The sequence below is a fragment of the Pantoea sp. Lij88 genome (assembly GCF_030062155.1).
Lineage (GTDB): Bacteria > Pseudomonadota > Gammaproteobacteria > Enterobacterales > Enterobacteriaceae > Pantoea.
Window position 1 is genome coordinate 208608 of sequence record NZ_CP118267.1, and the last position, 12828, is coordinate 221435.

A 12828-nucleotide genomic window follows, 5' to 3' on the forward strand; every position below is an offset into this window, starting at 1 on the left:
CTTTATGCATCATCGATTAAAAAGAATATCAAATCTTCTGGTCATAATGTTTATTGTTTCTTTTCAGAGCCCTGAAGCAAATACTCTTAAACTCACAATAACACCAGAACAGGATTTGTATGCTGGCAGAATAAATGATGGAGCAGAACTGGCAACAATCCACGTATCAGGGATGTCAGAATCCTGCGTGCTCAATGTGTGGATTGAACCACCCGGTAAAGAGATTATGCCGGGACATTATATATTAACTGACCGCAATAAAGGAGTAAATGAACTAAATGTAAGACTATCAGGTGATAACTGGAAACCTGACGCTCAGGCTGGAAAAGGCGTGTTGTCAACATTTACATCAAAACTCGCCACATTAAATGTTGTGAGTAATGGCGACCAGTTTATAGCAAGCCATATTTCTTCCATGCAAATTTCCGCTCAATGCCGTAATAACTAAATAACCAACATTACAAAACCAATTCAAACTAACAACTTAAATTAGCACACCACTCCAAAGGAGTTAAAATGAAATTACTTCCCATAGCATTCTCAGTAGCAATATTATTTGTGTGCACTCCGGTCGCAGCTAAAGATGAATTCAAACCTGTAGGCGATCCGGTAAGTCGTTCCGTTGATCTGGTTTTCAGAGAGAATCCTGAATTAATGTTCAGGCTTACACCAAGGCCGGACCTGGAGGCTGGAGTCAATGTAGACAATAGCCCCGTAGCGTTTTTCAGTATTTCTGCAAAATCACCAATGAATTTAGGTATACGCTGGACCCCCAACTCCGGAATCATACAAAAAGACAATTTTTTTAATATAAAAATACCCGGTAAAAATAACCCAAAAAACCAGATCAAGCTTGGTATCACTGGCTATCATGGAATGACAGGATTTGAAACGGGAGGTGGCCATTGGGCATTTTTATCAGAAGGTCCGGTAAAAGTATTCACGGGAATCATTACCATTGAGGGTGACCAATCTGTCACTGCTGATACGTACACGATTAGCCTGGATGCCGCGGCATTTGTTTCCTAGTGTTATCACATCCGGTACGATTAACATACTAATCGTACCGGTATTGTATTCCTATCTATGAAGCTGGTTCATTCTGATTAGATGAAAAAAGATTTTTTGTCCCCGACGAGGCTCACCTCATGGTTAATTTTCGGCTGGCATAATCGCAAGACCCTGAGCCTGCAGTGGCCTCAGCGTAAGACGTGCAGCCGCTTTTTTCACCGCGGGGACAGATAAGGATTATAACGTTATCATTAAACCTGACACGGGACACAACCGTGACGACAGACGTGATGGGCATTAAGCAAAGACCTGTGTCCGCCAGCATAAGGCGGGGGAAGACTCAATCAAATGCCTCATCTTTCCGCTTTGTTCTGCCCTGTATCAGTCAGACTGCATGATGGTGTTCACATGCACGCTCATGGTTTTATGATAACTTTTTAATGCTCAAAATATGGATATTGCATGCTTAAATCCACGCTGTTTCTCGCTGCTCTTCTCTTTCCTGTAGCCTCTGTCGCAGAGCCCGGTAGTTTTATATTTGAAGTAAATGGCACAAAGGAGACATACTCACCAGAATGCATAAAATCAATAAGTTACGTGGATAGTGATGAGATGAGTTCTGAGAATGTAAATTTCTCCCTAAGTGATGACTGTGGAAAAATGCTCAATGTAACGACAAAGCAGAACATTGGTAAGAAGCTGTCTATCTATTACAAAGGCAATCTGCTATCCAGCGCGAATATTGTCTCCGTACTCAGGAATACTATCAGAATCTCCGGTAAAGAGATGCCACGAATAGTTTTGATGCAGCTTCTTTATGACTATGGGGTTAAGCATAATTAGTGGAAAGATAGAGGATTTAAGCATGGACGAACGCGACAGGATTAACTTAGATTCAGTCGTGTAATAAGTATTACGGGCGCTTTGGGCTGCAGTATCCGGGCGGCACTGGCACGAATGATCACAAGGAGAAAAAACGGTGAGGTGGATTTTTTTATCTGGAATGTTATTTTCCATGACAGTAGTAGCGGAGGACCGGTCATTCGAGACGCCAGAGGTGAAATGCCTGAATGACCACACCATCCCACTCATAAAGTCGGAAATTCCGCCTAAAGAAATTGTTGATAAGGCCTATCTAACCTGCAGGCCAGAACTGGATGAATGGAAGAAGTCGCTGGAATCGTTGCCTGATGAAACGAAGCAGCACATGCGCAAAGAGCTTTATGACTTCTACATCAGGATGATTGAAAAACGACGAAATTATGAACTCAGTAAAGCTGCAAAAGCTTTTCATCGAGACAATCTTTAACGTCTCCGCGACTTAGGTCCTGAGATCATTGATCGATGCCGTTTCCACGGAAATCAGACCTGATTTTACATAAGGAGGTTGAAAATAGCTTACAGACCGAGAACGTGTCCCTTCTGCAATTTCTGGGGACCACGTAAGCACCCTGATGGCAAATTTTCCTGCGATATGTGCGGGCTTGAATGGAAGCCAGAACAGGATAAACGCGAAAAAGATAAACAATGAAACCCCGCCTCTGCGGGGTTTTTTAATGCCCGAAACTGGATTCAGATGTCAGTTCGTTCTGGCAAATCATCCATAGCACTGACAACCTGCGGGCCAGCTCATGGGTATGGGTGATCGGGCATGTCCGAGGCAAACACCATGAAAGAGGTCTGGACAGAAATGGTGCATAATCCCAAAATTGATATTCAAACTCTCTTACAGATGCCGTATGTGAATCTGAACGAAGCTGCCATGCTGCTTCGCGTAGCACCGCAAACCATTCGCAAATGGGTATCAGTAAACGGGCGAACTCAGCGCCCCCACAATCCCGCGTTTCCGTTACCGGTGCGCCGCAGCCGTCTGACGTTTCGCACCTGCGACATCATGCGCTATCACGAAGAGCGCGCCAACGCTGATACTGTCCCTTCACCACTAATCCACCCTGTAACACGCGCCCACCATAACGAATAGGCGCGACGCTGTTCTTCAATATACCCATAACGGTCGTACACCTGCCAGACACCTGGCAATTTATGCCCCAGCATTATTTCCGCAATATGTGGTTCGGTCAGATCGGAAAGATTGGTGCGGGCTGTCCGGCGCAGATCATGTAATGTCCAGTGTTCCATTTCAATGCCGAAGTGGCGGTGTGCTGACCGCCTGATCCTCGGTGGAATATCGATCAGGGACGAACGTGCCTGGGGTGCATCATGTTTTATGTTTGCCATCGCAAAGCGGCTACGCGGTGACTGGTCAAATAGTTCCTTAAGCATTTCCTCTGCTTCCGGAATGATAGGCCTTACCAGCGGCCTGCGCGTTCGCTTACCCGTTTTATAATGCGTTGGCGGAACTGACCATAATTTTTTTTCAAAATCGAAATGAGCCTTTTCTGCATTTGAGAGTTCTCCCACCCGGCAACCAAACAGCAGGCACAACTTAGCCAGCAATTGAAACTTGGGGGCAAGCCTGCTGGCTTCCATTGCCCGGAAAATTGTCACGATTTCATTACCGGATAAAACACGATCGCGTGGTGTCAGTGTGATGCCTAAATCTGTGAGACGTAAATCCCTCAGCGGCGTGTTTTTTGTCAGCCGTCTGCGCACTGCCCAGTTATGGGCCTGCCTGGCATTCGTCAGCAATCGGATAGTTATAGCGGGTTTTTTACGCGCCAGGGGTTCCAGAACGTTTAGCCACATGTGTACAGGTGCATCCTCGTGGGGAACACTGCCTAAATGGGGGAAAACGTGTATTTCGAATGAACGCAAAACGTCATGATGTTCAGGCTTATTTGCAGCTCCGTATTTTTCCAGCCATGTCCTGATCACCCCTTCAACAGTCAGTGCGGAAAAAGCGTCGTCACGTGCCTTGCGTTTCACTATGCGAGGATTACGGTTTTGTTCGAGCTCGCCACGCAGCCGGATGACCTCGTCCCGCGCCTCTTTTAAACTGGTCGCCGGGTATGTACCGATATCCACGCGCTCCCCTTTCCCATTCCATCGGTAACGGTACTGAAACGTGATCTTACCCTTGCAGGATACGCGGGCAGAAAGCCACTCACGATCGGTCTTGACCTGCACTTTTTCGTATTCTTTACCCAGCATCGCACGGAGGGCCGCATCTGATAGCGCCATAAATCTTCTGAAGTGGAAAATTATGTACACCAGTATGTACACAAAAAAGGGGGTAATAAAGGGAAAAATTGTGAATGCACAGGAACATTATAAACAGCTAATGACCGATTTTTTCAATTATTCCCTACTGATACAGGGATTCAGGTAAACAGTCGGGAATGAGCAGACACTGTCAGGAATAGTTACTGGCATATCTCAGGAATATGACCATGAAAAACGTAAAAGCACTTTCAATCGCCGCCATCGCTGCTCTTTCAATGATCTCTTTCGGCAGCTTTGCTGAGACCGTTTCTGTAACTTCCTCAACACTGGATGGTGCAGAATCGAAAATCGCTGCTCAGGCTCAGGAACAGGGCGCGCAGTACAAAATCACGGAAGCGAACACCAACAACCGTGTTCACATGACCGCAGAACTGTATAAATAACGGATGGTCGCAAACGGATTTGCCAGAAGAGGCTGCCCAATGGGCAGCCTTTTTTGTGCCTGTTCAGGCAAGACGGGTGGCAGGCGAACTCCCGTTGCGCCACCATAAAATCAGCGCCGCCAGGGCTATCGCACCAAGTACCGCAAACGCGGTGCTGTAAGAATAACGAGCGGCGATCATGCCGGTCATGGCGGGACTCAGAGCCGCCCCTACGCCCTGCATCAGCATAACGACGCTCTGACCGGCATTTACGTGGCCGGTGCCCCGCATCAGGGTAACGATGTAGCCCGGTACTGCGACGCCCAGGATCCCGGCGGCAATACCGTCCAGCATCTGAACCGGAATGACGAAAATCGGCTCAGCGAAGCCTGCAGCGATCACCGCGCGCAGCGGTAAGATTATCAGGGCGACCATGATAAACAGGCGATAGCCGTGCGTTTCAACACGTTTAGAGACCCACAGCGCGACCGGGATCATCACCAACTGGGAAATCACTACCGTTGCTGCAGCGAAAAGGCCCGGGCTGACTGCCGTCTGGCCCCCTGCAGAGGCGACGCGCATGCTCAGCATGGGCAGCAGCGCGGCGTTGGCAAGATGAAACAGCAGCAGCGTCACACCCGCAATCATCAGCGCCGGATTTCGCATCAGCATCGATAAGTTCAGCGCGGGCTGCCGCTCTTCATTCTGTTCATACCCACGCGCCACGTCGTTATCGATCTCATCACCGCGAATCGCCAGCGTGGCAAAAGCCGCGAAAACAGCCATCACCGTCATGAGGATAAAGACGGCACCCATTCCCCAGTACCAGGCCGCAAAACCGGCCAGTAAGGCGGCAATGGTGTTGCCACCATGATTAAAAGCTTCATTGCGTCCCATCTGATGGTTAAAGCCGCGCTGTCCCGTCAGACCCAGGGTGATCCCCGCCACGGTCGGGCCAATAAATGCCGCAGCAATGCCCGCCACAATTTGCGAGACCATCGCCGTCCAGGTCTGATTGCTGTACCACAGCAGCAGCGTGGCAACGGTAATCACCAGACAGCCCAGCAGCACAATCATTTTTTTATGGCGGGTTGCATCGGCGGCGATCCCGGCAGGCAGCGTGGCAAGTAATCCGGCGATCCCGCCACAGGTCATCACCAGACCAATTTCATCGGGTCGCCAGTGTCGCTCTGTGAGAAAAATCCCCAGAAAAGGCCCCAGTCCATCACGGACATCGGCCAGAAAAAAGCTCATTAAACAGAGCGCAAAGAGTGAACGCTGAGACATGTTATTTCCCTGGAAGTAAGTGTTAAAGGCAGTTGCGCTTCGGTTAACAGGGAAATTATGTGTTACAACCTGGAAAGTCACATTTCGTTATAGTAACAAAATGAAAAAGGCCACCCGTCACGAGGTACGGATGGCCTTTGTTTTTCGCTCAGGAAAGCGTGCGGATTATTTATCCGTGCCGAAACCCTGCTTCAGCAGTGCTGGCAGTACAGCCGGGAAGTAGATGTTTTTGTAGTAACCGCTGACGCTCTCGCTCCAGCTCTCACCGTCGTTACGACCGATGTTTTTCCAGTGCTGAACCATTTCTTCGTTGTAGGCCGCAATCTGCTGCTCCAGACCCTGGGTCTGATACGTCTCATCATGGCGGAACGTTGCCAGAGGCAGACGCGGTTTCTGATGAGCCGGTTCGTCAACGTGACCAATCACCACGCCCGCAATCGGGAAGGTCATCGGCGGCAGTTCCAGCAGTGAAATCATCGCCTCTGGATCACGACGGATACCGCCAATCGGCACAATGCCCAGACCTTCTGCACGTGCAGCGGCCATTACCGATCCCAGCGCAATACCGATATCGGTAGCACCTGACACGATGCTCTCGATGCTCTGATGGGCAATCTGCTGCTGATCGACAGCGGCCATGCCCACCGCTGATTTATGCATATCCAGCACAAAGGTGACAAACACCGGTGCTTTGGCAATCCACGGCTGACCGCCAGCGATGGCGGCGATCTCTGCGCGACGTCCTGCGTCACGCGTAATCACGACAGAAACCTGCTGCGAGTTTACTGATGTTGGTGCGCGGTAAGCGGTGCTGAGGATACGATCCAGCACGGCTTCATCGACAGGTTGCTCAGTGAAACTGCGTTCACTTTTATGACTTGTAAAAATATTAATCAGTTCGCTCATGGTTCCTCCCATATAAAGGGCAACTATAACAGTACTGTGTCTCCACGCTTAGTAAATGAAGGGGTTTGTAGCGGGATTTTGTAACTGTTTTTAATTATGTACATGTCTATGTACACTTTTGAAATCTATGGCGAAGCCACCGGATTTGTAGTGCAGACCGTAACGGTTAATGTACCGCCAAAATGGTGGTAGTGATTTCACCCAGCACCCTTGGGTGTCGCCAGGCACTGGCGTAAGTGAACGGTCTGCCAGTGCGAAACCATAAGGCGTGTCGATGCATTCATGTTGGTCGGGTTTGGCATCATCATGCCATTCAGGATGACTGAGCTGCTTTTAATGCTGCTCAGGTCCGCTAAGAGCGAGAACCAGACGTTCTGCCTGCTGTAACAGATTCACATGTTATCCCGAACCAAATTGAGGTTGGGTGTATTTACGTAGAATCAGCTATTTCGTCATCTGCTGGCGCTGATGGGGCTGTTTTCCTGTTCCCCACATTATTGATGTAACCCTGTAGGCCGGTTGCAAGAATATCGAATACCGTTTTACACGCTTTGCTATGGCGCAAGTCCTCATGCATAACCAGCCACGTCTCAAGATGAAAGGCAAAGAAATCAGGCATCAATCTCTCAAGCGGAACAGGAGAAGCGGCCAGTTGAACCTGACACATCCCAATACCGGCACCTGCGCGAATAAGGTTCAGTTGCGCCACATCACTGTCAGTTCGCACGGTAAAGCGTTCCCGACTTAACTGTGGGAAGTGTTTCAGGGCCTGTAAAATAAAGGGGGTCGTGTTATCAAAGCCCACCAGGGTATGGTTGAACAACGCGTCAATATTTTCCGGTGCGGCATGGCGTGCCAGATAGGACGAAGAGGCATGCAGGCCAATTTCAATACTGCCTAACCGCCGCGCAATCAGTTGTTCCTGCACTGGCATAGCCATGCGTACCGCAATATCCGCTTCCCGGCTCAATAAATCCTGCATTCGGTTAGACAGCACCAGTTCAATGATCAGTCGCGGATAATCTTTTTTAATGCCAGCGATCATCAGAGGCAGCACTTCTGTGCCAATAATTTCGCTGGCAGAAACGCGAACCACGCCATGCAAATCCGCTGTGGTCATACTAAAACTGGCTGCCGAACGCTCTATCATTTTGGCCGTGTTTTCCATCGCTTGCGCATGGCCCTGAATCGCAACTGCCGCATCCGTAGCCTGCAGGCCAGTCTGAGACCTTGTAAATAAAACCAGACCCAGGGCGGATTCGAGTGCAGCCACATGGCGCCCCGCTGTGGGCTGGGTAATCGCCAGCAGGCGGGCTGCCCCCGACAAGGAACCTTCTTTCATCACTGCCAGGAAGGTTCGATACCATTCCCATGGAATATTTTGCTTCATACAAAAATGCATACCTGCTGTCTGATTTCATGCAATTACATTTAGCCCGGACTGGCTTTAGGATGTCAATCTGACATCCAGCAAAGGCAATTGAATGAAAAGTAATAAGGTACTCATACTGGGCGCAACGGGTGGAATCGGCGGTGAAATCGCCCGTAAACTCATCCGCGAAAAATGGGACGTCTGTGCATTGCGCCGCAACGGACAGAAGAATCAACAGGATAGTGATATCAGATGGATACAGGGTGATGCGCTGAATGGTGAGCAAGTCATGGCCGCCGCGTCAGGGTGCAGTGTGATTGTTCATGCTGTTAATCCACCGGGTTATAGAAACTGGGAACAACAGGTTCTGCCAATGCTACAGAACACTATCCAGGCCGCAGAGCGGAATGGCGCGCTGATCATTTTCCCTGGTACTGTTTATAACTACGGGCCGGATGCCTTTCCACTCCTGCGGGAAAAATCCCCTCAAAATCCTGTTACCCGAAAAGGGGCAATACGGGTGCAAATGGAGAGGGCGCTGTTCGCCTGGACGCAGCGTGGCGGTAGAGTGCTGATTTTGCGGGCCGGTGACTTCTTTGGCCCTCAGGCTGGCAATAACTGGTTTTCGCAGGGGCTGATCAAACCAGGGCAGACTCCCCGCATAATCAGGAATCCGGGCAAGCCGGGGACAGGCCACCAGTGGGCCTATCTGCCGGATGTCGCCGAAACGCTGATTGCGCTTTTAGCACGTCGGGAGCAACTTGACCCTTTTGCCTGTTTTCAGATGCGTGGGCACTGGGATGCCGATGGTACAGCGATGGCCGGAGCCATACAGCGTGTCGCGCAACTGGCGGGCATTCACGCGAAGGTGACATCATTTCCCTGGTGGCTTATCACGGCAATGGCGCCTTTTAACACCACGATGTATGAAATGCTGGAAATGCGCTATTTATGGCAAAAGGCGATACAGATGGACAATACAAAACTGATCGATTTTTTAGGCCATGAACCTCATACCCCGCTCATTGATGCTGTGCGCACCACTTTAATCGGTCAGGGCTGCATTAATCAGGCGATATTCACGCATTCATGAGCGGTTCAGAGGGCGACATTGCGCCTCGCCCTGGGTGCGCAGCGGCAAAGTTAGCCATATCAGGGTCCGCCATGAGCAAAAAGCGTAGATTAGCCAGTAAAAAACATACACTTGTGCATTCTCTCAGGCGGGCCTGTCGTTGAATTAAAGCCTCCTTCTCACCCTATTGCCTTTACTGCCTGTTCGCCTGGATGGCTTTGCCCGAAACTGTTAAAGACGGTGAGCAAATACCTCGCCACTTATAACATATCGAGCCGGGTATACCCCTCTGCGTTAAAATGGCTGGTCGCCAGAGGAGTAAAAGGGGTCTGGTGACGAATTTAATCATACCGGCAGTGGCCCGATGAGATTTACTCCCGTAATTTACTGTCAGCATAATGATTATTGATCGCGTAAAGCGTGCATCTGGACGCACCCTTTTTCTGTTCATTAACGCAGTTACTCAGGGCTGATTTAGCCGCTTCCTGAGAGGTTCTGGCCCAGTATGATGCTGCCCAGTCACCATCAGAATCCGTGGCAAAGGCTTTTTCATATCGCTGTGTTGATTCATATTCGGAAAATGCTTTTTTCCCCACAGCGTTCAGCGCTGGCGGCTCAGCCAGTCTGGTGACCGGCAGGCTGATGACTTCCTGGTATGGCTGATGCTGCTGCCTGAGGAAGTTAGCTACCGTGGTCCACCAGAAACTTTCCGGCGCTGAATCCATGAAAGTGTGCCCATTCTTACCATATGGCGGCATTACGATGAACTGTGCTCCGTTCTCCCTCTGCCGATAGGCGTTAAACATCTCACGCCCGATATCAGGCGAAAACGATTTATCATTTTCTGCGTAGAGCCACAGCGACGGCGTGTTCGTCGTTTTTCCGTATTGTGCATAGGCCTGCATCAGACCCGTTTTGTCACAGAGAGATTTCCCGTCAATAGCCCCTCTGCCACCATCGAAATTGATTATGGCCTTCACGCCCGGAAGATTTCTGGCACCGGTCGCGATAACAGCAAATCCCCCAGCCGACATGCCAGCCAGCGTGACGTTATCTGCTTCTGCCCAGGGTTTTCTTCGAATGGCCTCAAGTGCCGCGCTGATGTTCACTACGTCCTGCTCACCGGCCTGCATGTGGGCAGGCTGGCTGCATGAGTGTCCTGCATATTCTGCAGCCCCACTTGACTGTCCGTAGCCCTGCCGAAGAACGACCACTGCAGCGTAACCATGGCGTGCAAAAGTAATCGCTGTTGAAGCATACCGGTCAGGATTGAGAATCCAGCGGTCAAACTCCGCCTTGCCGGTCGTTTCATTGGTAATCAATACCACGGGTAACGGCTTGTTACTGAGCGGACGTGTAACCGAAGCATCCAGGACCGCAGGCTCACCATTACTTAGAGTGACCGACAATGCCAGTGGCTCTCTTATAAGTCCGTCTATCTGCTGATATTCAGGATCCTGTGACTGTGTTCCTGCATATGACGAAAAACTTAAACTGACTGAAAGTGCTGAAAGAAATAAAAATGCGGTAAAACGTTCAGGCATTTTAAAGGCCTCTCAATTATTTTTCAGTGCCCGTATCGCTTTTGATTTTATCTGAGCATCCAGCGACACCGCCCTATATGGTCGGTATTAATGACGCATGAGGCCAGAATCCTCCAGTGACAATAAGATGAATAGCGTAAGCAGACATTTTTGAGTCGTATCCGGAGGTAAATAAATAATGTGGTCAGATGCCGTCTGAATGTGTAAAGCGTTGAACGAGCTTGCTGCTGTCCAAAGGCGGATTTCTCTCACTGCGGACAATATTACTGTCATGCCTGCTTCGGGTATAAGCCAGCTTTGCTGTCAGTTGAAATCCGGCGTTAAGGGATGGAGGGACCATAGTGATGTTAGATTAGTCATCCTGATCAAACCTTCCCGAATGGATGAAATTATGGCCTCCTTGTTCACCATTATGTCAGGCCATGCACACGGTTACGGCCATTGTTTTTTGCTTCGTAGAGGGCCTTATCGGCCTGTTGCTTGAGTCTTATGGCTTCGTCTGAATAGCCATCCGAAATCAGGCTGCTGTAGCCCGCGCTGAGTGTCACGACATGTTCGGAAAGGCCGGAAGTTTCGTGGGGTATTCTGGCCGCCAGGACGGCGTTCACTGCGCGTTCTGCTATCATTTTCGCGTCACTCTCGCCGCTTAATGGCAGGATAATGGCGAACTCTTCCCCGCCATAGCGCGCGACCACCGCATCCTGCCACTGCGTAGTTTCTTTCAGGATGGTGCTGACGCGCTGCAGACAGACATCACCGGCGACATGCCCGTAGGTGTCGTTGTAACGCTTGAAATAGTCGATATCAAACATGATGAGAGAAACCGGTTCACCGGATTTCTGCGAGCGCTTCAGGATCTGGTCAAGCATCGCGTCAAACTGGCGGCGATTTGCCAGTCCGGTAAGCCCGTCAATCAGAGCCAGCGACTGCAGTGTGTGATTAATGGTGGTCAGCTCATCCCTGATTTGTGTTAATTCCACCTGATTTCTGACGTTCTTTCTCACCTGCCGGAGAACAAACATTCCCATTCCTGAAATCATTACGAGCAGTATCAGGTTCAGCAGGACGTCAATGATATTGGCAGAGAACCAGTCTGAACGGATCTTATCCAGATCATATCCTGCGGTGACAATAAGCGGATACTGCTCAAGACGTGCGTAACCATACACCCGCTCTACCCCATCCAGTGCAGAGCGCCATGTTGCACTGCCACTTGAGGATGTTTTCAGGACAGTTGTGAATAATGGGCTCGTGGACAGACTGTGGTTAATGGCCGTATCCGGGAAAGGCCGTATATAGAGCACGGTAGTATCGGACAGAATCAGCCCCAGTACATCGCGGTCACCCAGCGTATAGTAGTTGTAAAACTGCCGGAAATAGTCAACTTTGACCGTCGCCAGCGCAACGCCGGCAAAGTTACCTTTTGAATCGTTCAGTCGCTGCGAGACCGGAATAACAAGGTCACCCGTAGACCGGCTTCGGATAACATGGCCAATCCGGACACGGGCATCATCATGCGTACGGTGCCAGACAAAATAGTCCCGATCGGCATTGCTGCCTTTTGCCGGAACGTAGTTGCCCGACGTGGCAATCCATTTACCCTGAGCATCATAAATAAACAGGCCATGGAGCTGACGTAGCTTCCCCTGCTGCTCTTTAAGCTGATTGGCGAAGACGGGCGTTGCAGCATAATCCAGCCCATTGATAGTGAGCTGCCTGACGGCATCCGCCAGTGTAATATCCACCTGCAGGAACGCATCTTCTGCCTGTTTAGCGAGTGAAACGGACAGGTTGCGGGCATCCTCTTCACGCACTTTCTGATTGTGCTGCCATGATCCCCAGAGCGTCCATATATTGATTATCACAACAGCAAATATGGTGAGCGAAAGAAAGAAGGCCATGGTACGGCCCAGTGAACTCTGCATTCCTGATGGCGCAAAATTGCCGGGGTTTCTGTTCAAATCAATTTTTCCGCTCCACATTGATACTGAAACATAATTTATGAATAAGGTAAACGCAAGCGATGCCGCATGGTTCTGATGCAGCTTCTCTATGACTATGGGATTGAGCATAATGAGTGGGAATGCAGCA

At 49.9% G+C, this 12828-nt stretch carries 12 protein-coding genes; 6 read left to right on the plus strand and 6 right to left on the minus strand.

Annotated elements, in window-relative coordinates; all coding sequences use genetic code 11:
- Nucleotides 1–4 precede the first annotated feature (4 nt).
- The 4 genes from afaD (at nucleotide 5) to PU624_RS01175 (ending at nucleotide 2320) form a co-directional block, all read left to right on the plus strand.
- The gene (gene afaD / locus PU624_RS01165; protein ID WP_283545036.1) at nucleotides 5–448 is read left to right on the plus strand and encodes an AfaD family invasin; all 444 of its coding nucleotides are present in this window, start codon (nucleotides 5–7) and stop codon (nucleotides 446–448) included.
- 68 nt (nucleotides 449–516) lie between these two features.
- Complete coding sequence (locus tag PU624_RS01170) at nucleotides 517–1029, plus strand: hypothetical protein (RefSeq protein WP_283545037.1); 513 nt, start codon at nucleotides 517–519, stop codon at nucleotides 1027–1029.
- A gap of 594 nt (nucleotides 1030–1623) precedes the next feature.
- On the plus strand, nucleotides 1624–1854 hold the full coding sequence (locus PU624_RS22265; protein ID WP_502921561.1) for a SecDF P1 head subdomain-containing protein: 231 nt from the start codon (nucleotides 1624–1626) through the stop codon (nucleotides 1852–1854).
- A 172-nt stretch (nucleotides 1855–2026) separates the two neighbouring features.
- Nucleotides 2027–2320: a hypothetical protein gene (locus tag PU624_RS01175; protein WP_283545038.1), complete on the plus strand. Its 294-nt coding sequence runs from the start codon at nucleotides 2027–2029 to the stop codon at nucleotides 2318–2320.
- Between the two features lie 593 nt (nucleotides 2321–2913).
- On the opposite strand, the gene PU624_RS01180 is transcribed toward PU624_RS01175, so the two are convergent.
- Complete coding sequence (locus PU624_RS01180; protein WP_283545039.1) at nucleotides 2914–4152, minus strand: tyrosine-type recombinase/integrase; 1239 nt, start codon at nucleotides 4150–4152, stop codon at nucleotides 2914–2916.
- Between the two features lie 209 nt (nucleotides 4153–4361).
- On the opposite strand from PU624_RS01180, the gene PU624_RS01185 reads away from it, so the two are divergent.
- Complete coding sequence (locus tag PU624_RS01185; RefSeq protein WP_003848189.1) at nucleotides 4362–4577, plus strand: YdgH/BhsA/McbA-like domain containing protein; 216 nt, start codon at nucleotides 4362–4364, stop codon at nucleotides 4575–4577.
- 63 nt (nucleotides 4578–4640) lie between these two features.
- Here PU624_RS01185 and PU624_RS01190 read toward each other — a convergent pair whose 3' ends face one another.
- The 3 genes from PU624_RS01190 to PU624_RS01200 form a co-directional block, all read right to left on the minus strand.
- Entirely contained in the window at nucleotides 4641–5843 is a 1203-nt protein-coding gene (locus PU624_RS01190; protein ID WP_283545040.1) for an MFS transporter, read from the minus strand.
- A 165-nt stretch (nucleotides 5844–6008) separates the two neighbouring features.
- Nucleotides 6009–6749 carry a nitroreductase family protein gene (locus PU624_RS01195; RefSeq protein WP_283545041.1) on the minus strand — a complete coding sequence of 247 codons (741 nt, stop codon included), beginning with the start codon at nucleotides 6747–6749 and terminating at the stop codon, nucleotides 6009–6011.
- 430 nt (nucleotides 6750–7179) lie between these two features.
- Complete coding sequence (locus PU624_RS01200; protein WP_283545042.1) at nucleotides 7180–8139, minus strand: LysR family transcriptional regulator; 960 nt, start codon at nucleotides 8137–8139, stop codon at nucleotides 7180–7182.
- Nucleotides 8140–8233: 94 nt separating this feature from the next.
- Between PU624_RS01200 and PU624_RS01205 the strand changes: the two genes are divergently transcribed.
- Nucleotides 8234–9214 (plus strand): NAD-dependent epimerase/dehydratase family protein, encoded by a 981-nt coding sequence (locus PU624_RS01205; protein WP_283545043.1) that lies wholly within the window; start codon nucleotides 8234–8236, stop codon nucleotides 9212–9214.
- A gap of 350 nt (nucleotides 9215–9564) precedes the next feature.
- Here PU624_RS01205 and PU624_RS01210 read toward each other — a convergent pair whose 3' ends face one another.
- Together PU624_RS01210 and PU624_RS01215 are read right to left on the minus strand one after the other, a co-directional pair.
- Nucleotides 9565–10737 (minus strand): dienelactone hydrolase family protein, encoded by a 1173-nt coding sequence (locus PU624_RS01210; protein WP_283545044.1) that lies wholly within the window; start codon nucleotides 10735–10737, stop codon nucleotides 9565–9567.
- 410 nt (nucleotides 10738–11147) lie between these two features.
- Nucleotides 11148–12638, minus strand: coding sequence for a sensor domain-containing diguanylate cyclase (locus tag PU624_RS01215; protein WP_502921562.1), 1491 nt, complete (start codon nucleotides 12636–12638; stop codon nucleotides 11148–11150).
- Nucleotides 12639–12828: the final 190 nt, after the last annotated feature.